This is a genomic window from Aquitalea sp. ASV15, from assembly GCF_016429115.1.
Taxonomy (GTDB): Bacteria; Pseudomonadota; Gammaproteobacteria; order Burkholderiales; family Chromobacteriaceae; genus Aquitalea; species Aquitalea magnusonii.
The window spans coordinates 156,752-175,888 of the sequence record NZ_JAELTZ010000002.1 but is presented as its reverse complement, the minus strand read 5'-3'; the positions used below and the strand labels follow the sequence as shown (position 1 = coordinate 175,888).

At 62.8% G+C, this 19,137-nt stretch carries 19 protein-coding genes and 1 tRNA gene; 4 read left to right on the top strand and 16 right to left on the bottom strand.

The features are described 5' to 3' along the window. The 3 genes from JHD64_RS01705 to JHD64_RS01695 form a co-directional block, all read right to left on the bottom strand. On the bottom strand, positions 1–739 hold a 739-nt coding region (locus JHD64_RS01705; RefSeq protein ID WP_233170285.1), incomplete at its 3' end, for a (Fe-S)-binding protein. A 61-nt stretch (positions 740–800) separates the two neighbouring features. After that, positions 801–2,135, bottom strand: a complete 1,335-nt coding sequence (locus JHD64_RS22320; RefSeq protein ID WP_199052054.1) for a PAS domain-containing methyl-accepting chemotaxis protein — start codon at positions 2,133–2,135, stop codon at positions 801–803. A gap of 31 nt (positions 2,136–2,166) precedes the next feature. After that, positions 2,167–3,114 (bottom strand): LysR family transcriptional regulator, encoded by a 948-nt coding sequence (locus tag JHD64_RS01695; RefSeq protein ID WP_199052053.1) that lies wholly within the window; start codon positions 3,112–3,114, stop codon positions 2,167–2,169. Between the two features lie 132 nt (positions 3,115–3,246). Between JHD64_RS01695 and JHD64_RS01690 the strand changes: the two genes are divergently transcribed. Beyond that, complete coding sequence (locus JHD64_RS01690; RefSeq protein ID WP_059287147.1) at positions 3,247–4,005, top strand: SDR family NAD(P)-dependent oxidoreductase; 759 nt, start codon at positions 3,247–3,249, stop codon at positions 4,003–4,005. 394 nt (positions 4,006–4,399) lie between these two features. Then, positions 4,400–4,759, top strand: a complete 360-nt coding sequence (locus JHD64_RS01685; RefSeq protein ID WP_146215960.1) for a hypothetical protein — start codon at positions 4,400–4,402, stop codon at positions 4,757–4,759. Between the two features lie 80 nt (positions 4,760–4,839). Here the strand turns inward: JHD64_RS01685 and JHD64_RS01680 are convergent. From JHD64_RS01680 to JHD64_RS01670, 3 genes are all read right to left on the bottom strand, one after another. Continuing rightward, positions 4,840–4,934: transfer RNA gene (locus JHD64_RS01680), tRNA-Sec, on the bottom strand. A 22-nt stretch (positions 4,935–4,956) separates the two neighbouring features. Continuing rightward, entirely contained in the window at positions 4,957–6,882 is a 1,926-nt protein-coding gene (selB, locus tag JHD64_RS01675) for a selenocysteine-specific translation elongation factor (RefSeq protein WP_199052052.1), read from the bottom strand. Continuing rightward, on the bottom strand, positions 6,879–7,817 hold the full coding sequence (locus JHD64_RS01670) for a cation diffusion facilitator family transporter (RefSeq protein WP_059287623.1): 939 nt from the start codon (positions 7,815–7,817) through the stop codon (positions 6,879–6,881). The genes selB and JHD64_RS01670 overlap by 4 nt, the downstream gene beginning before the upstream one ends. 179 nt (positions 7,818–7,996) lie before the next feature. Between JHD64_RS01670 and JHD64_RS01665 the strand changes: the two genes are divergently transcribed. Continuing rightward, positions 7,997–8,335 (top strand): GlpM family protein, encoded by a 339-nt coding sequence (locus tag JHD64_RS01665; protein ID WP_103526294.1) that lies wholly within the window; start codon positions 7,997–7,999, stop codon positions 8,333–8,335. On the opposite strand, the gene selA is transcribed toward JHD64_RS01665, so the two are convergent. Both selA and JHD64_RS01655 read right to left on the bottom strand, forming a co-directional pair. Next, positions 8,332–9,741 (bottom strand): L-seryl-tRNA(Sec) selenium transferase, encoded by a 1,410-nt coding sequence (gene selA, locus JHD64_RS01660; RefSeq protein ID WP_199052051.1) that lies wholly within the window; start codon positions 9,739–9,741, stop codon positions 8,332–8,334. The two genes, JHD64_RS01665 and selA, sit on opposite strands and share 4 nt — an antisense overlap. Before the next feature lie 9 nt (positions 9,742–9,750). Beyond that, positions 9,751–9,978 (bottom strand): hypothetical protein, encoded by a 228-nt coding sequence (locus JHD64_RS01655; RefSeq protein WP_059286835.1) that lies wholly within the window; start codon positions 9,976–9,978, stop codon positions 9,751–9,753. A gap of 100 nt (positions 9,979–10,078) precedes the next feature. Between JHD64_RS01655 and JHD64_RS01650 the strand changes: the two genes are divergently transcribed. Then, positions 10,079–11,071 (top strand): serine/threonine protein kinase, encoded by a 993-nt coding sequence (locus JHD64_RS01650; RefSeq protein WP_199052050.1) that lies wholly within the window; start codon positions 10,079–10,081, stop codon positions 11,069–11,071. Positions 11,072–11,087: 16 nt separating this feature from the next. Here the strand turns inward: JHD64_RS01650 and JHD64_RS01645 are convergent, their stop codons facing one another. The 8 genes from JHD64_RS01645 to JHD64_RS01610 all read right to left on the bottom strand — a co-directional run bounded on the left by JHD64_RS01645 (position 11,088) and on the right by JHD64_RS01610 (position 19,134). Continuing rightward, positions 11,088–12,299, bottom strand: coding sequence for an EAL domain-containing protein (locus tag JHD64_RS01645; protein WP_233170284.1), 1,212 nt, complete (start codon positions 12,297–12,299; stop codon positions 11,088–11,090). Positions 12,300–12,312: 13 nt separating this feature from the next. After that, the gene (locus JHD64_RS01640; protein WP_199052049.1) at positions 12,313–13,374 is read right to left on the bottom strand and encodes a chemotaxis response regulator protein-glutamate methylesterase; all 1,062 of its coding nucleotides are present in this window, start codon (positions 13,372–13,374) and stop codon (positions 12,313–12,315) included. Further along, a complete protein-coding gene (locus tag JHD64_RS01635) occupies positions 13,371–13,898 on the bottom strand; it encodes a chemotaxis protein CheD (protein WP_199052048.1) in 528 nt (175 codons plus the stop codon). The genes JHD64_RS01640 and JHD64_RS01635 overlap by 4 nt, the downstream gene beginning before the upstream one ends. A gap of 71 nt (positions 13,899–13,969) precedes the next feature. Then, entirely contained in the window at positions 13,970–14,485 is a 516-nt protein-coding gene (locus JHD64_RS01630; RefSeq protein WP_233170283.1) for a chemotaxis protein CheW, read from the bottom strand. After that, positions 14,478–15,050 (bottom strand): chemotaxis protein CheW, encoded by a 573-nt coding sequence (locus JHD64_RS01625; protein ID WP_199052046.1) that lies wholly within the window; start codon positions 15,048–15,050, stop codon positions 14,478–14,480. The genes JHD64_RS01630 and JHD64_RS01625 overlap by 8 nt, the downstream gene beginning before the upstream one ends. A gap of 10 nt (positions 15,051–15,060) precedes the next feature. Continuing rightward, positions 15,061–16,704: a methyl-accepting chemotaxis protein gene (locus tag JHD64_RS01620; RefSeq protein ID WP_233170282.1), complete on the bottom strand. Its 1,644-nt coding sequence runs from the start codon at positions 16,702–16,704 to the stop codon at positions 15,061–15,063. After that, positions 16,701–18,854, bottom strand: a complete 2,154-nt coding sequence (locus JHD64_RS01615; RefSeq protein ID WP_199052045.1) for a chemotaxis protein CheA — start codon at positions 18,852–18,854, stop codon at positions 16,701–16,703. Before JHD64_RS01615 ends, JHD64_RS01620 begins: the two co-directional genes overlap by 4 nt. Then, entirely contained in the window at positions 18,844–19,134 is a 291-nt protein-coding gene (locus tag JHD64_RS01610) for a lipid asymmetry maintenance protein MlaB (RefSeq protein WP_199052044.1), read from the bottom strand. The genes JHD64_RS01615 and JHD64_RS01610 overlap by 11 nt, the downstream gene beginning before the upstream one ends. Positions 19,135–19,137 lie beyond the last annotated feature (3 nt).

Here is a 19,137-nt window from a genome sequence, read left to right as displayed (position 1 = left end):
CCTGATGGCGGATGATGCCGCCCATGTGCATCAGACAGGAGGGGTCGGCGCCGACGATATATTCCGCACCGGTGGCCTCATGCTGGGCCACGCGGTCTTCGCCCATGGCGGTGGACAGTTCCGGCTCATCCACGCAGAAGGTGCCGCCAAAACCACAGCATTCGTCACGGCGCTCGGGCAGCAGCACTTCCACGCCATCCACCAGCTTGAGGATGTTTTCCAGCCGCGACTGGTAGGGAATCATCAGTTCGGACGGGCTGGCGTGGTGCAGTTCGCGCAGGCCGTGGCAGCTCTGGTGAATGGAGACCTTGTGCGGGAAATACACCGGCTTGGGCAGTTTTTCCAGCTTGAGCACGTCCTGCAGGAATTCGATGATCTCGTAGACCTTGGGCTTGAGCTGCTGATAGGCCGGGTCGTCCGCGATATACCAGTCGTAGTGGTGGGTGACGTGCGAAACGCAGCTGCCGGAAGGGGCGACCACATAGTCGTATTGCTGGAAGACGCCGGTAAAGCGCCGGGCGGCCTCACAGGCGCCCTTGCTGTCGCCGTTGTTGGCCAGCGGCTGGCCACAGCAGGACTGCTCCATGGGAAAAGCCACTTCGCAGCCCAGGCTTTCCAGCAGTTCGAGCGTGGCCATGGCCACATGGGGAAACAGTTCGTTGATGAAACAGGGAATGAACAGGCCGATTTTCATGGTGCGCGGGGCCTCCGACAGGCTGGAGCAGGGTACTGGCTGCATTTAATCCCCATTCCCCCGCCCTGCCAATGCGGAATTACCCTTGAGCGCTTTTCCGCCGCCTTCAGTTCAGCTGATCGTTCTGGTTTTTCATCTCGGCAAAGCGGCTGATCACCTGCACCACGCCCTTGGCCTGGTGGTTGATCTGCGAAATGGTCTGTCCCACGCGCTGGGACAGTTCCACGCTGCCATTGGCCTGTTGCAGCAGGCTTTGCATGCTGGCTACCGCCGCGTCGGTATGGCCCTGGATATCCTGCACCATATGGCTGATTTCCCCGGTGGAGGAGCTGGTGCGTTCGGCCAGCTTGCGCACCTCGTCGGCCACCACGGCGAAGCCCCGGCCCATTTCGCCGGCGCGCGCCGCCTCGATGGCGGCATTGAGGGCCAGCAGATTGGTCTGGTCGGCAATTTCCTTGATGGTCTGCACGATGGAGCCGATCTGCTGCGAGCGCTCACCCAGCTGTAGTACTTGCTGGCTGCCGCGTTCGATGTCGGTAGCCATGGTCATGATGCCTTCGATGCTTTGCTCGATGTCGAAGACCCCGGCATTGGCCAGTGTCTGGGTCTCTTGCGAGGAGCCATAGGCCAGCAGCGCGGCATCCCGCTCCTGTACCTGTTGTGCAACCTGCTGGCTGATGTCGGTGGCGAACTTGATGACGCTGAGTACCTGGCCGTTTTCATCCAGCACCGGATTGTAGTTGGCCTCCAGCCACACGGTGCGGCCATCACGGCTCAGCCGCTGGATGCGGCCGCTGTAATGCTGACCGCTGCGCAGGCGCTGCCACAGCGCTTCGTACTCCTGGCTGGTGGCGAATTCGGCCGGGCACAGCAGGCGGTGCGGCTTGCCGATCAGGCTGTCGCGGCTGTGGCCGGTGGCCTGCAGGAAGTTGTCATTGGCATTGATGATCTGCCCGTCCGGGGTGAACTCGATCACCGCCATGGCGCGGTTGATGGCTTGCAGGATGGCGTTGTTGCGGGCGGCCTCGTTGACCTTGGCGGTGATGTCGGTGGCAAACTTGATGATGCTGACCACACGACCTTGCTCATCCAGCAGCGGGTTATACGTGGCTTCCAGCCAGATGCTGCGGCCATCGGCGCTGCGGCGCTTGACCCTGCCCTGATAAAACTCGCCCCGGCGCAACATGTCCCAGAAGCGCTGATAGTCGCTGCTGGCGGCATAGGCGCTGTCGCAGAACAGGCTGTGCTTTTTGCCCAGCAGCTCGGCCTGGCTTTGATAGCCCATGGTATTAAGAAAGTTCTGATTGACCTCGATGATGCTGCCATCCGGATTGAAGCGGATCACCGCCATGGAGCGGTCCAGTGCCTTGCCCAGCTGCTGTTCGGCATGGAGTTGCTGCTTGAGCTCGGCTAATTCCTGTTTCAGTTTGCGATCAAACATGTTTTCCCCGTGATGTACCTGCTTTTAATGGTTATAGCGGATCGGCGTCCGCTCTGACAGCGGCATTGCCGCTGCTGTCCTGCAAAATGGGCTGCAATAGCTCGCTCAGCCATTGCATGAACACCCGGCAGCGTTGCGGCAGCTGGCGGCGGTTGGCATAGAGCAGGGAGACCGCCAGCGGTGGCGCCTGCCAGTCTGGCAGGATTTCCACCAGCTGCCCCGCGGCCAGCTGGGCGGCAACCCCTGCCTGCGGTGCCTGGATGATCCCCATGCCGGCCAGGCAGGCGGCATGGTAGGCATCGGAGTTATTCACCGTCAGCGCCCCCGCCATGCTGTAGTGGCACAGGCTGCCGCTGCTGTCCTGGTATTCGAAGCCGCTGCGCCGCCCACCCAGCACGCTTTGGTAATGGATCAGCCGGTGGCCGGCCAGCTCATCCAGGCCATGCGGTGTGCCGTGGCGTGCCAGATAGTCCGGGCTGGCGCAATTGATCTGGCGCTGCCAGCCCAGATGACGGGCAATCAGGTTGGAGTCGCGCAGCTGGCCCACGCGCAGCACGCAGTCGAAACCTTCGCTGAGCAGATCGACCAGCCGGTCGGTGCTGCTCAGTTCGATTTCCAGCTGCGGATGGCGCTGCAGGAAGTCCGGCAAGTTGGGCAGCACGCTGTGGCGGGCAATGGCGTGGGGCAGGTCCACGCGCAGGCGGCCACTCAGGCGGGCCGGCGTGTTGGCAAACAGCGCCTGCAGTTCCTCCACTTCATCCAGCAAGTCCTTGCAGCGCTGGTAATACAGTTGCCCATCCGGCGTCATGCTGACCTGGCGCGTGGTCCGGTGCAGCAGGCGTGCGCCCAGGCGGTTTTCCAGTTGCTGGATGGCCGTGGATACGCTGGCCTTGGGCAAGGACAGTTGGGCTGCGGCCCGGGTAAAACTGCCCATCTCGGCGACGCGCAGGTAAATGCGCATGGCTTGTAGCTGATCCATGGCCGGCGGCTCCATTGTCTTGATATTACGAACATTATGATCGTAAATGGCATGTTTATCGCCATAAAACAAAACAATACACTGCAATCCTGCAGATGCATCCTGCTTCTGCGCTTTCCTCAGGAGCTTCACATGCAACAGAAAATTGCTTTGGTCACGGGTGGCAGCCGTGGTCTGGGGCGCAATGCCGCCCTCAAGCTGGCCGCCCGTGGGGTAGCTGTGGTGCTGACCTATCAGGCGAACCAGGCCGCAGCCGACGCCGTGGTGGCCGAAATTGACGCGGCCGGCGGCCAGGCTGCCGCCATGCCGCTGGATGTGGCACAGAGCAGCAGCTTTCCGGCCTTTGCCGAACAGCTGCGCCAGCTGTTGCAGCAGCGCTGGCAGCGCCAGCAGTTTGACTATCTGCTCAACAATGCCGGCATCGGCATCCATGCCGGCTTTGCCGAAACGACGGAAGCCCAGTTCGATCACTTGCTCAACATCCAGTTCAAGGGGGTGTTTTTCCTCACCCAGGCGCTATTGCCGCTATTGGCCGATGGTGGCCGCATCCTGAATGTTTCCAGCGGTCTGACACGCTTTGCCCTGCCAGGTTATGCGGCCTATGCCGCGATGAAGGGGGCGGTCGAGGTGCTGAGCCACTATCTGGCCAAGGAATTGGGGCCTCGCGGCATTGCCGTGAATGTGCTGGCACCCGGAGCCATTGAAACCGACTTTGGTGGTGGCGCCGTCAGGGATAATGCCCAGCTCAACCAGTTCATTGCCAGCCAGACTGCGCTGGGGCGGGTCGGCCTGCCGGATGATATTGGTGCGGTGATGGCCATGCTGTTGTCTGATGAGGCCGGCTGGATCAATGCGCAGCGTATTGAGGCTTCGGGTGGCATGTTTCTGTAAAAGAAAGCCTGCTTTAAATGGCGGCAATACGTCTGCATGATTAAAGTTTATTATTATTCAATATGAATAAAGGGCTGCCGGGTGCAGCTCTTTTCCTTTGCCGCGCATACTTGGCAAGGAAGTTTGAAGTGATATGCTTGAGCGGTGCAATTGCAGCTGCATGCTGTTGCCGGGCGAATTGAATGGGTCGTCTGTCAGCGCAGGGTGCTGGCTGCTGTGCGCTGCTTATTTGTTTTTATTTGAAGAAAAGTACTTAAGTCGTATGGTTTGCTTTTTCTCAATCGATTAATTTTTTGACATTTGGAATGAGTTTGAAGTTACCAGCCGCTGCCATTCAGGCAGGGCGCGTGCAGCTTGTTATTCGGCAATAGTCAGTCAAGGTCAGTGTCGCATCATGATAAATATCAAACAAAATTTGACTAATTGCTGTGCGGATCTTTGTTCCGGGAGGGCCGACGAAGAAAAAATCATCCAGATGATTGCGCTGCTCAAGGCATTTCATGTGCTGTATGTTAATGTCCATTCCCCGGAAGCCAGATTGATTCAGCATGTGATTGATAATCTGAAGTCGGTGCATTCGGTTTATCAGTCGCGCGATGAAATCGTGCTGATGCCTTATGAAATCAGGGAGCTGAACGCCGCGAGGCAGGCCTGCATGGCCAAGTCTGGCCGGCGCGGCGCCAATGTCCTGCATCATCTGTATAGCGTTTATCTTGAATATTACCGGCAGATGCTGAAGGCTAATCAGCCTTGAACGGCGGCAGCCACGCTTGGCCGCTCAGTAGCAAAGCCCGCGATCCGCGGGCTTTTTTTGTCACCAGGCTGGCAGGAAAGTGGCGGAAGAGAATGGGAGTCGAACCCACCCGGGACCGCTGGCGGCCCCCTCTGGTTTTGAAGACCAGCCACCCCACCGGGGATGCCTCTCTTCCGTGTCGGCCGATTATACCGGTTTCAGCCTGCGGGTGAAGTTTCGTCCGTGCCCTGGCTGCTGCTGGTGCTGTGGCCGGCGAACAGCAGGTTTTCGCGCAGCAGGTGGCGGTCGCCGAGGCGGCGGGTGAAGCCGCTGCGATCAAAGAATTCCAGAATCTGTATCGCCAGTTTGCGGCCGCAGGCCAGCTGGTTGCGAAAGCTGGCGGCATCGGCATGGCCGTGTTGCTGACACAGCTGACGGACGATGTCGGCCATGCCTTGCACGGTTTCCGCTGCAAAGTAGCGGTCGGGCACCACGGCCAGCACATGGCCTAGCCGGGCAGCCTTGCGCAGCAGCTGCCGGAGTGTTTCTTCCTCCATTCCGCTGGCAGCCGCCAGATCGCGTACCCAATGCGGCTCGCTGCTGTTGGCAAAGTGCGGCGCCAGCTGCTGCCATTGCACTTCTTCCTGAGGGGTGAACGCGAGCACATGCTGTGGCAGGTGCAGCCAGCCGCGGGTCTGGCGCAGGCTGCCCTGTTGCAGCAACTGCTCCAGCAGCAGATTGACCGTGGCCTCCGGTTCGCCGGGCAGGGCCAGCCGGCGCAGGCGGCCACGGCTGGCACCGAGTTGGTCCGGGTGTTGCTGATGCAGTCTGGCCAGCCCATCCAGCAGTTTCTGCTGCAAGCCGGCCCAGCGCTCGACCGCGTAGAGGCGGTCTGCCACCTGCTGGCCGTCACTGTGTTGCAGCAGGGCCTGCATGCCGTGATCGGGCAGCTGGTTGGCCCAGGCGAAGTCGTCCAGCATCACCGCCTGCTGCCGGCCAAGCACAGCCAGCTTGGCCGGCAGGCTCAGCATGGACTCCTGCAGCTGCTGCAGATGCTCCAGCCGTTCCGGCAGGCGCTTGCCGCGCGTTGGCGGCTGCAGTTCCAGCACCTGCGCGCCGGCGATGGTGTCGCGGGCGCTGGCATCACGCAGGATGAGCCGGTCTCCATCGGCCAGCCACAGTGGCTGTTCCAGCGTCAGCTCGGCCAGGGTATGGGCGCCGGCCTCCAGCTGGCTGCGGCTGAGCAGTGCCAGGCGGCCGGTGGTGTGACGGGCCGCGTGGTGGATATGCACGGCCTGCCAGTGCTTGAGCGGGGCAATGGCCTGCAGGGCAATGGTGATGCGCTGGCTGGGTGGTGGCGGGGCGGTGGCCAGCAGCCAGTCACCGCGCTGGACCTGCTGCTTTTCCACATCGCCAACCAGGTTGAGCGCAATGCGCTGGCCGGCCTGGCCTTGGCTGGCACTGGCATTCTGCACATGCAGGCTGCGCACGCGCACCGGCACATTGCGGCCAGTCAGCCAGAGTTTGTCGCCGACTGCCACGCGCCCGCCCAGTGCGGTACCGGTCACCACCAGACCGGCTCCGCTGAGGGTGAAGGCGCGATCGATGGCCAGGCGGAAGCGCAAGCTGGCGGCGGCATCCGGCAGGCTGCTTTGCTGCAGCAGATGCTGGCGCAAGCCGGCGATGCCCTCGCCGCTGTGGCTGGAGACCACAAACAGCGGGGCCGCGGCCCAGCGGCTGGCTTGCAGCAGTTGCCGGATGTCGGCGGTGACTTGCTGCAGGCGAGCCTGGTCGACCAGATCGCATTTGCTGATGACCACGCTCAGCTGCGCGATGCCGCTGAGTTGCAGAATGGCCAGATGCTCGCGTGTCTGCGGCATGATGCCGTCGTCGGCCGCCACCACCAGCAGCGCATGCGGAATGCCGGACAGGCCGCACAGCATGTTGGCGAGAAATTTCTCGTGACCGGGTACGTCGACAAAGCCCAGCACCCGGCCATCCGCCAGCGGCAGATAGACATAGCCCAGGTCTATGGTCATGCCGCGCTTTTTCTCCTCTGGCAGGCGGTCGGCATTGTGGCCGGTCAGCGCCTGCAGCAGCGCGGTTTTGCCGTGGTCGATGTGGCCGGCGCTGGCGAAAATCATGCGATGGAACGGTCGGCCGGATGTTCCAGCCCCACCGGGTCGATATGGGTCATGACATTGAGCACCGGGTGTTGCTGCATCACCATGTCGCGGGCTCGCTCGGCGATGTCGTGGGCATCAAAGACATTCATGTGGCCATCCACTTCCAGGTGTACATCCACCACGATCAGGTCGCCCATTTTGCGGGTGCGCAAATCATGCAGTGCCAGCACGCCGGGTGTGACCAGCAGGGTCTGACGGATGGCTTCGGCTTCTTCGGCATCGGCGGCGCGGTCCATCAGGTCGTGCAGCGAGTTCCAGGCAAAGCTCCAGCCCATCTTGCCGACGATGAAGCCGACAATCAGCGCGGCGATGGGATCGAGAATGGGATAGCCCATCAGGTTGCCGACAATGCCGATGGCCACTACCAGTGACGAGGCGGCGTCGGAGCGCGCATGCCAGGCATTGGCCACCAGCATGCTGGAGCGCACGCGCTTGGCCACCGCCAGCATGAAGCGGAACAGCAATTCCTTGGCGACCAGCGCCACCAGTGCCACCCACAGCGCGATGCTGTGTACGGTGGGAATAGCTGACGGGTCGTGAAACTTCACCGCGGCCGACCACAGCATGCCGATGCCTACGGCCAGCAACAGCAGGCCCAGTATCAGCGAGGCGGCGTTTTCATAGCGCTGGTGACCGTACTGGTGGTCGGCATCCGGGGCCTTGCGGCTGTGATGGCCGGCCAACAGCACCACGAAGTCGGAGAGCAGGTCGGACAGCGAGTGGATGCCGTCGGCCACCAGCGCCTGGGATTTGGCGAATACGCCAATCAGTACCTGGGCGCTAGCCAGGACGATATTGACCCAGACGCTGACCATGGTGCTGCGGTGGGCAGCCCGGTCGCGTGCGGCCATGTCACCGGGTTCGTGTGGTGTGTGGCTGGTGTGAATGGTCATGACATTACAGTTCAAAGCGGGTGGGGAGTGCAGTATGCCATAGCTCGAATAAGTTTTTATTAATTGGTTTTTATTTTCCGGTAAATAAAAACAATAATAAGAATGATCTGCATTTCACCGGCGTTGGCGGCGGATCATGTCAGAATAGCCACTGTTTTCCATCCTGTTACGGAATGATCTTGGCTCTGTTGCTGAAGTCTCTGCTCGGTGCGCTGGCGGTGGTGCTGATCAGCCTGCTGTCGCGTTCGCGCAATTACTATATTGCCGGCCTGGTGCCGCTGTTTCCCACCTTCGCGCTGATTGCCCACTACATTGTCGGTAGCGAGCGCGGCGCGCTGGCGCTGAAAACCACCGTGCTGTTCGGCATGTGGTCCTTGCTGCCGTATTTTGTTTACCTGTTCAGCCTGTATTGCCTGGTCGACCGCCTGCGGCTGCCGTGGGCACTGGCTGCTGCCACGCTGAGCTGGGCGGTGGCAGCCTTTGTGCTGATCCAGGGCTGGAGCCGCTGGCACGGCTAGCCGGCTGAGTCCGGCGGCTGCAGGTTGGCGAGAAAGGCCGCTTCATCTTCCAGGCAGCGCAGGTCCAGCCACAGCTTGCCATCGTTGAGCCGGCCGATCACCGGGGTGGGCAGGCTGCGTAGTCGCTGGGCCAGTGCTTCCAGCGTGCTGCCGCGGCCATCGCATGCACTGAAGGTAATCGCCCAGCTGGGCAGGCGGTCGACCGGTAGCGAACCGCTGCCAATCTGCGACAGGCAGGCGGCTGTCGCGGTATCGAACTCAGCGCCGGCGAAGCTGCCCAGGCAGTCCAGCAGGCGCATGGCCTGTTCTTGCATTTCCGCTTGCGGGCGGGTCAGCCGGCGCAGGGTAGGCAGCTGTTGTGTCAGCTTGTCCGGTTGCAGATAAAGTCGCAGCGTGGCTTCCAGTGCGGCCAGTGTCATCTTGTCGCAGCGCAGGGCACGCTTGAGCGGATGTTGCTGGATTTTGTCTATCCAGCTTTTCTTGCCGATGATCAGTCCGGCTTGCGGGCCTCCCAGCAGTTTGTCACCGGAAAAGCTCACCAGATCCACGCCCTGGGCAATCATCTGTTGCGGCATGGGTTCGGCTGGCAGGCCATGGGCGGCCAGGTCGATCAGCGCGCCCGAGCCCAGGTCGGTGGCCGCCGGCAAGCCATGCTGGTGGGCCAGTTCGACCAGTTCGGCTTCGCTGACACTGTGGGTGAAGCCTTCGATATGGTAGTTGCTGGTGTGTACCTTCATCAGCAAGCCGGTGTCGGCATGGATGGCCTGTTGGTAATCGCGCAGATGGGTGCGGTTGGTGGCGCCCACTTCCACCAGCCGGCAGCCGGCCTGGCGCATCACATCCGGCATGCGGAAGGCGCCGCCGATTTCCACCAGCTCGCCACGCGATACCACTACTTCGCGTCCGGCCGCCACGGTGGAGAGCAGGATCAGCACGGCTGCGGCATTGTTGTTGACCACGCAGGCGGCTTCGGCGCCGGTCAGCTCCTGCAGTAATGCGCTGATGGCGTGGTCGCGATGACCACGGCCGGCACCGTCCAGATCATATTCCAGCGTCACCGACTCGCGCATGGCATGGCTGACGGCCTCCACGGCGGCCTCGGCCATCGGCGCGCGCCCCAGATTGGTATGCAGCACGGTGCCGCTGAGATTGAACACCGGCCGCATCTGCATCTGCTGGCGGCTGGCCACGCGCTGGCTGGCGGCCTGCGCCAGCTGCTGTTCGTCTGCGGCCCAGCCGGGCAGGCTGTTGGTGGCGCGGATGTGCTGGCGTGCCTCATCCAGGGTCTGGCGCACGGCCTCGGCCAGGGCGGCGCTGCCATGGCGGTCGACGACCTTTTCCAGCAGGCGGTGATTGAGCAGCCGGTCTACCGAGGGCAGGCGGGCGTACAGGTTTTTCAGCTCCATGGGGCCTTCTCAGAATCGGGAAAATCGGTATAGCAGATACAGCAGTGCCACCAGCAGCAGATTGCCGGCCAGCCAGCCCAGCATGTGGCGCCACCGGCTTTGCTGATCGGGGGCCGGCTCGCAACGCTGGCGGTGCAGGGTATGGGCGATGCATTGCCAGCCGCTCCAGGTGGCTTCGGCGATATCGGCGGGGAGCGATAGCAGTCTGTTGTCCTGCTGCGGATCACGGGTATGCATGGTGTGGCTCCTGCAAGTTCGGGAGGACTCCCTTCTTGCATACTAGCCGAGCCGACGCAGCAATGGGTAGCCCGTGTGGAACTGCACGTATAATGGCGCGATGACACATGATGCCACTCCCCCTTTTGCCGGCTTGACACCGGATGCGCTGCTGGATGCGGTGGAAAGCCTGGGCCTGCGGGCCTCCGGCAGCCTGCTGGCACTCAACAGCTATGAAAACCGCGTCTATCAGCTGGGCATGGAAGATGGTCCGCCGCTGGTGGCCAAGTTTTACCGCCCCGGGCGCTGGAGCGATGCCCAGATACTGGAGGAGCATGCTTTCAGCCTGCAGCTGGCCGAGCGCGAGATTCCGGTGGTGCCGCCGCTGCTGTTTGACGGGGCCAGCCTGCACCAGCATGGCGGTTTCCGTTTTGCCCTGTTCGCCCGGCGTGGCGGACGGGTGCCGGAGCTGGGGGATAGCCGCACGCTGGAGTGGATAGGCCGCTTCCTGGGGCGGATTCACGCACTGGGGCAGGTGGCGGATTATGCGCAGCGGCCGGCGCTGGATATCGACAGCTTTGGCGTGGAGCCGGTGCACTATCTGCTGGCCAACAATCTGTTGCCGCCTGATCTTTGCGAGGTGTATCGCGGTGTGGCCGCCCAGGCGCTGGATGGGGTGCGGCGCTGCTTCGACCGTGCCGGTACGGTGCGCCAGCTGCGCCTGCATGGCGATTGCCATAACGGCAACATGCTGTGGACCGACGATGGCCCGCATTTCGTCGACTTCGACGACAGCCGCATGGGGCCGGCCTTGCAGGACCTGTGGATGCTGCTGTCCGGCTCGCGCGAGGAGCAGTCTGCCCAGCTGGCGGATGTGCTGGCGGGTTACGAGGATTTCTGCGATTTCAATGTGCGTGAGCTGCACTTGCTGGAGGGCTTGCGCACCCTGCGCCTGCTGCATTATTCGGCCTGGCTGGCGCGGCGCTGGCATGATCCGGCCTTTCCGGCCGCCTTTCCCTGGTTTGCCCAGCCGCGCTTCTGGGAAGAGCAGATCCTGTCGCTGCGCGAGCAGATCGCCCTGATGGACGAGCCGCCTCTGTGGCGTCTGCCCTGAGCCGGCCTGCCACAGCCTAGCTGATGGCCGGTGGCATCGCGCCGGCCAACTGCTGGCGCTGCTTGGCCCAGGGTTGCAGCTGTGCAGCCTCCATGGGCCGGGCAATGAAATAACCCTGTCCCAGATTGCAGCCGCGCGTCTGCATCAGCTCCATGTCCTGCTGGGTTTCGATGCCCTCGGCCACCGTGGTCAGCTGCATGCGCTGGCCCAGTTCGATGATGCTGTTGGTGATGGCTTGCAGATGCGGCTTGTGGCCAATGGCGGTGACCAGCGACTGGTCGATTTTCAATTCGGTGAAGGGAAAGCGCGTGAGCTGCTGCAAGGTGGCAAAGCCGGTGCCGAAATCGTCGATGGACAGGCCAAAGCCGGCCAGACGCAAGCGCGCGGCCATGCCGATGGCCTCCGACAGATTGTCGGCAATGGCGGTTTCGGTGATTTCAAAAGTGATATAGCGCGCAGGCACCCTGCTGCGTTGCAGGCGGCTTTCCATTTCGCTGATCAGGGTGCTGCCCTGCAGCGAGCGGGCGGACAGATTGATGGACAAGGGCAGGCGCAGACCCTGGCGTGCCCACTCCTGCCATTGTTGCAGTCCCTGCTCCAGCATGGTGAGCGTCAGTTCGGTGGCCCAGCCATTTTGTTCGATGACCGGGATGAAGCTGCCCGGCATGATCAGTCCGCCGCCGGGGTGGCGCCAGCGTGCCAGCATTTCCACACCCTTGAGCTGACCGCTGCCCAGATCGACCTTGGGCTGGTAATGAGGAATGATCTGCTGCTGTTCCAGAGCCTGGCGGATGTCGGCCGCATCACATAGCGCATAGCTTTCCTTGCCATGGGCAGCCTGCGTACTCAGCCGTGCCAGCAGATCCTGCAGCTCTCCGGCTTGCAGCGGCTTTTTCAAGCCGCCCAGCACGGGCAGCCCCAGCCCGCTGCCCATCAGCTCCAGCGTGGAAATCAGGATGTAATCCTTGCCCGAAGTAAGAATGATGTAGGGCGCGAGTTTTTCCAGCGCCAGCTGTTGCATGACCTGCACCCCGTCCATGCGCGGCATTTCCAGGTCGAGCAGTATCAGATCGGGCAATTGCTGGCGCACCAGTGCCATGCCTTCCTCGCCATTGACCGCGTGGCGGATGTGGGTGAAACCCAGCTGGCTGCATAGTTCGCTGGCCAGTTGTCGGTGCAGGTGGCTGTCGTCGACGATCAGCACATCCTGCATGGTGGTCAACTGCATCAGTGCTTCTCCCTTAACGGCATATGGCCTTGGCCATGGCGTCCAGCGGGATGACCTCATCGGCGGCCCCCAGCTTGATCGCCTCCTTGGGCATGCCGAACACCACGCAGCTGTCTTCGTCCTGGGCGATGGTGCGGGCGCCGACATCATGCATTTCCTTCAGCCCCTTGGCCCCGTCGTCACCCATACCGGTCATGATGATGCCCAGTGCATTCTTGCCGGCGAATTTGGCCGCCGAGCGGAACAGCACATCGACCGAGGGTTTGTGGCGGCTGACCAGCGGGCCGTCCACCACTTCCACCTGATAGAAGGCGCCGCTGCGCTTGATCATCATGTGCTTGCCACCGGGGGCGATCAGCGCCCGCCCCGGCAGGATGCGGTCGCCGGTGGCCGCTTCCTTGACTTCGATTTCCGACAAGCGGTCCAGCCGTTCGGCAAAGGAGGCGGTGAATTTTTCCGGCATGTGCTGCACGATGGCCAGCCCCGGACAGGTGCGCGGCAGCTTGGTGAGAATGGCTTCCAGCGCCTGGGTGCCGCCGGTGGAGGTGCCGATGGCGACGATGCGCTCGGTGGTCTGGAACATCTGTTGCCCGGTGGGGGCGGCCAGGATGGCATCTGCCGACAGCTTGGGGCGGCTTTCCAGGGGGGTGGGCGGCAGGCTGCGCATGCGGCTCATGCGCGCGGCAGCGGCGCCCTTTACCGCCTGGATCAGCAGATTGTTGCTGTCTTGCAAAAACTGCTTTACCCCGGCATGCGGCTTGGCAATCACTTCCACCGCACCGGCGGCCATGGCCTGCATGCTGATGTCGGCCCCCTTCTGGGTGAGCGAGGAGCAAATCACCACCGGGGTGGGGCGGCTGGCCATGATCTGCTTGAGGAAGGTGATCCCGTCCATGCGCGGCATTTCCACATCCAGCACGATGACATCCGGCCAGTGCTGCTTCATTTTTTCCATGGCGACGATGGGGTCGGTGGCCACATCCATGACCTCGATGCCGCTGCTGGCATTAAAGACCTCGCTCAACACCTGCCGTACCACGGCCGAGTCGTCGACAATCATCACCTTGATGCTCATGTTTTTTTCCTTTTTTTGCCGGCCAGCGCGGCACCCGTCTCGTTATCCTGCGACAGGCGCACCCAGACATCGCCGGATTGCACATCAAACATCACCATTCTGGGACTCGCCCCGCCCAGATCCTCTGCCTGTACTGTCAGCCCCAGTTGCCGGGCCAGCAAGCGGGCCATGTCGGCATTGCGCGCGGCCACATCGTTGCTGCCGTGCTCCCCTTCCAGCGTGGCCAGGATGGCGGCCCCACCGATCAGCTTGACCCGGAATTCCTGCAATGGCCGCCCGGTGGCCAGCACTTCCCGCAGCAGCAGCAACATGGCCTCGTCGCCATAGCGGCCGGACAACTCGCCGCCGCAGCGCTCGCTGCGGCGCGCCAGCAGGTAGTGGCACATGCCCCCCACTTGCAACTGCGGATGCCACAGCACGATGGAAACACAGGAACCCAGCAGGGTGCTGATGACATGCTCCCTGCCGGCGAAAATCCATTCGCCGGGGTGCAGAAACACTTCCTTGCGCGGGCTGCTGGTCATGATGCTTTCACTTGCAGGCTGCAGCGCAGCGATTCCCTGTCACTGCCGGCATGAGCAGGTCCTCATCCAATCTAGTTCATCAGGCAGTGGCTTTCCGCCTTTATCTGCATGGCGGCTGGGGCGGACAGGCTGGCCATCTCCTCGACAGACAGTACCTTGTCCATTTGCAGCAGCAGGATGAAGCGTTGTTGCCAGTGGCTGACGCCGGCAATGAAGTCAGGCCGCAGGTGGTTGCCAAAAGCCGGGGCGGGCAGGATAGCGTCGGCCGTCAGGCTGATGACCTCATGGACGGCATCCACCAGCATGCCGATGTACTGGCGCTGTTCCGCCTGGCCGGCTTCCAGAATGACGATGCAGCTGCGGCGCAGGATGGTGCTGGCCGGGCGGCCGCAGCGCTGGGCAAGGTCGATGACCGGCACCACCGTGCCGCGCAGATTCATCACCCCGTGCACGAAGGCGGGCATTTGCGGCACGCTGGTCAGCCGGTGGTATTCCAGGATTTCCTTCACCTGCAGGATATTGCAGGCGAATATATCGGCACCCGACTGAAAACTGAGGTACTGCTCCGGTTCGTGCTGGCTAGTCATGGCCATCCTCCTGCAGCAGTAAATCGGCCTGCACCGGCGCTGCCAGCGGCAGTGCCAGCCGTGCCAGCTCGTCCGGCGACAGCAGGCGTCTGGCATCCAGCAGCACGGTAAAGCCCTGCGGTTCGCGCAGCAGGCCGGCGATGCAGTGTTCGGGCAGCAAGCCTCCCAGTTGTGGCGGGGCCTCGATCTCGCTGTGTGCCAGCTCGAGCACGGCATACACTTCGTCGACCAGGATGCCGATTTCAGGTGAGGGCAGGCAGTCGGCCAGGTGCAGGATGATGATGCAGCTGCGGCGTTGCGGCACGGCGGCAGGCAGGCCCAGGCATTGCGCCAGGTCGACAACCGGAACCGCACTGCCACGCAGGTTGAGCATGCCGCATAGTGGCGGCGGCATGTTGGGCAGCGTGGTCAGCGGCTGGTACTCCAGCAGTTCGCGTACGACTTCGATGGGAATGCCCAGCCGCTGTGGCCCGGCGCGCAGCCGCAGGTATTGCAATAGCGGTGGCAGCGGTGGCAAGGCGGCGGCCGCCTGTTTCACTTTGCGCCAGTGTTGTTGTGCGCCCATGGCTTGCGGCCTAGTAACGGATGTAGTCGGACTCGTCGGTCGCGCTGGGCGCGACCCGGCGCAACTGCTGCGGCATGCCATGCCTGCCGGCGCGGGCTCGGCCCGCCGCGGGCAGCGGGGCGGTGACCTCGTGCAGCTGGAAGAAGCTCATCAGTTCCAGCAGGTTTTCCGCCTGGCTGCTCATCTGTTCGGCAGTGGAGGCCAGCTCCTCGCTGGCCGAGGCGGTCTGCTGGGTGCTGGCATTCTGTTGCTGGACGGCGCTGCTGATCTGGTTGACCGCGCCGGCCTGTTCATTGGAGGCTGCGGCGATTTCCTGCACCAGATCAGCGGTCCGGCCACTGGAGCGCACCATTTCGCCCAGCAGCTTGCCGGCCTGTTCGGCTAGTCCTACGCTGCTGGCGGCCACCTGGCTGATTTCCTGGGCGGCGATCTGGCTGCGCTCGGCCAGTTTGCGCACTTCTGCCGCCACCACGGCAAAGCCCTTGCCGTGTTCGCCGGCACGCGCCGCTTCGATGGCGGCATTCAGCGCCAGCAGATTGGTCTGGTAGGCAATGTCGTCGATGATGCCGATCTTGTCGGCAATCTGGCGCATGGCCTGTGCTGTGTGGCGCACGGCCTCGCCGCCCTCGGCGGCCTCGCGGGCGGCCTGTTCGGCAATGCCTTCGGTGACGCGGGCATTGTCATTGGTCTGGTTGATGGCGGCGGACATTTCCTCGATGGCCGCAGTGGTTTCCTCGATGCCGGCTGCCGATTCGCTGGCTGATTGCGACAGTGACTGCGAGGTGGCGTTGAGCTGCTGGGCTGCCGAGGACAGGTTGTTCGCACCGCCTTGCACTTCGCTCATGATGTCGCGCAGCCTGCTTACCATGCGTGCAATGGAACTCATCATGCTATCGGTATCGCCAGCCCGCAGTTGCAGCTGCGTCATCAGGTTGCCAGAGGCGATTTCATGCATGACTTCGACCACGGCATGCGGCTCTCCGCCCAGGGTGCGTACCAGGCGGCGGGTAATCAGCGTGGCGAGCAGGATGCCCAGCAAGGTTGCGGCAATCGCCAGGGCAATCATGATGGTTCTGGCTTGCAAATAGGTTTTTTGCGCATCCTGACGCGCTTCCGCGTTTAATTTCAATTCAAAGTCATACAAGCTTTGCATGACGTCCACCAGCCGGCGCATGGCGGGGGAGGCCTCGTTCTTCATGACTGACGCGGCCTCATCATTGCGGTTCACCGCGCCCAGCTTTTCTGATTTGTCCATCAGGGCAAACGCAGCGGGGCGCAGGTTCTGGATCTGTGCCAGCAACTCTTTTTCCCGCGGCGTGGTGCCCGTTTCGCTCTGGAAGACCGTGGCCAGTTTCTTCTCGGTATCCAGATACTCCCGTCTGGCTTCGGTGTACTTGTCTTCGGCTGCCGCAATTTCTTTCAGATCGGTGAAGATGATGACATCGCGATAGGCGATGCGCAGGGTCTGGGTCTGACTCAGCAAGGCTGCTGCCAGATTGGCTTCCTGATCATTGATGTCCATCTCGCGCATGCCGTTATCGATCATGCCAAAGCCGCTCAGGGCGGTCAGCACACAGGCCAGCAGCAGCACGATCAGGCTGCCAAAGCCAAGGCCGAGGCGGGCTGCCGTGCTGATGGTTCTTTCCTTGCTCATGTTGTTTCCCCCGAATGGCTGTCATGGCTGGTATTGGGCGCGTCTGGCGGGGCGTGCGCTGCTGTGGCCAGAGTGCGGGTTTGCGTGTAATGCTCGTTTTCCAGCTGGGTGACGTGCTGTATCAGTGCCGCAATGTCCAGGATCAGCGCCACGCCCCCGCTGCCCAGAATGGTGGAGCCACTGATGGCTTTCAGATGGCGAAACAGGCTGCCCAGCGGTTTGATCACGGTCTGGAATTCGCCTTGCAGCGCATCCACCACCAGACCCACCCGCTGGCTACCGCTCTGTATCACCACCACGTTCTGCCGCCGTCCTGGCTCACCATCCAGTTCCAGGAACGGGCGCAGATACAGCAGCGGCAGCACTTCACCGCGCAGCTGCAGTCGCTCCGGCATGCCCGCGCCACCGGCTGTGGCAGGCAGCTCCATGCACTCGACCACGGTTTCCAGCGGAATGACAAAGGTGGAACTGCCCACCTCCACCAGAAAACCGTCGATGATGGCCAGGGTCAGCGGCAGACGCAGGCGGAAGGTGGTACCCAGCCCGCTCTCGCTGTCGATCTCCACCGTGCCGCGCAGCGCCTCGATATTCTTTTGCACCACATCCAGCCCCACGCCACGGCCCGACAGATTGCTGATGTGTTCGGCCGTGGAAAAGCCTGCGGCAAAGATCAGCCGGTAGATGTCCTGCTCGCTCAGCATGGCATCGCTGCTGATGATGCCGCGCTGCAAGGCCTTGGCCAGGATGCGCTGCTGGTCGAGCCCGCCGCCATCGTCGGCCACCTCGATCACCACGCTGCCGGATTCATGATAGGCATTCAGCCAGACATGGCCCTGATCCGGCTTGCCGGCGGCGCGGCGCTGCTGCACATCTTCGATGCCATGATCGATGGCATTGCGCACCAGGTGGGTGAGCGGGTCGGCCAGCTTGTCGACCATGGTTTTGTCCAGCTCGGTGTCGGCACCACTGATTTCCAGCTTGATGGATTTGCCCAGTTCGTGGCCGACATCACGCACCACGCGCGGAAAGCGGCTGAAGGTTTCACCGATGGGCACCATGCGCATCGACAGGGTATGCGAGCGGATCTGTTCGATCAGCCCGGCCATCACCACGGTGGACTCCAGCAAGGGACTGCTGCCATGGCTGCGCGCCAGCAGATTGGCTGCGGCACCGGCAATCACCAGCTCGCCCACCAGATTGATCAGCCGGTCCAGCTTGCCGGCTTCCACCTTGATGAATCTGCTTTCGCTGCTGCGCCCGGCCTTGCTGTCTGCTGCCGGGGCGGCGGGTTTGTGATCGGAGGGCGCAACGGCGGCGCCCAGGGCCGTGCTGTCCGCCGCCGGCTGCCACAGGCCCCATTGCTGCCAGATGTCGCGGCAGCTTTGCTGCTCGGCGTCATCGCCGGCCTGCAGGGCTTGCTGCAGATGGCTGGACAGCTGGGCGCGCGGGCTGATGATGAACTGGCTGCCCTCGCTGGCAAAGGCGAATACGCCAGCCAGCTGGTCTGCATCCACCGCACCGCGGAACTGCATTTCCAGCCGCAGGTAGTTGCACTCCGGGTCGAAGCTGTCGTCGGCGGGCAGGGCACTGCAACAGCTGGCAATCGCCTGTATCTGCCCCAGCGTGGCCAGGTAGCGCACAAAGGAGGCCGGGTCCATGCCATTGCGCAACACCTCGCGGCCAAAGCGCAACGACAGCAGCCAGTCGCTGTCGCCCGGCGGCTCGGCACTGCTGGTGCTGGCTGTGACAGCAGAGGGGGACCCTGCCGGCTGCTGCAGCAGGGCGGCGATGTCCGCCAGGATGCTGTCCTGCTCACCGGCCGGAATGGCCTGCCCGGCTGCCACTGCCGCCAGCTGGGCCTTGACGTGATCGTGGCTGCGCAGCAACACGCCGCTCAGCCCGGCATCCAGCTGCAAGTGGCCATCGCGCAGCTGGTCCAGCAGGTTTTCCGCCTGGTGGGTGAAGCGGACAATCTCGTCCAGCCCGAACAATCCGGCCGAACCCTTGATGGTATGCATGCTGCGGAACAGCGCGCCCAGCTGTTCGGCGGTAATGCTGTCGGCCTCGGCATCCAGCAGGATGCTTTCCATCTCATCCAGCAGTTCTGCAGATTCTTGCAGGAAGGACTGCATGGCCAGTTCAAGATCCATCTGCGGCCTCCAGTGCACTGTGCAACTGCTGCAGCCCCAGCAGCCGGATGAAGTCCCGCACCGCCGGGCTGGGATGGCTCAGCGTCAGCTGGCATGACTGCTGCTGCGCTGCACGGTGCAGCCACAGCAGTACCTGGGCGCCGGCGCTATCGATTTCCTCGACTTGCGACAGGTCGATCTCCAGCTGGGCATGCTCGCGCAAGGCGGCGGCCAGTTGCTGGTGCACGGCCTGAGCCTGATAGATGGTCTGCTCGGCAGCCAGGGTGATGAGATGGGACATGGT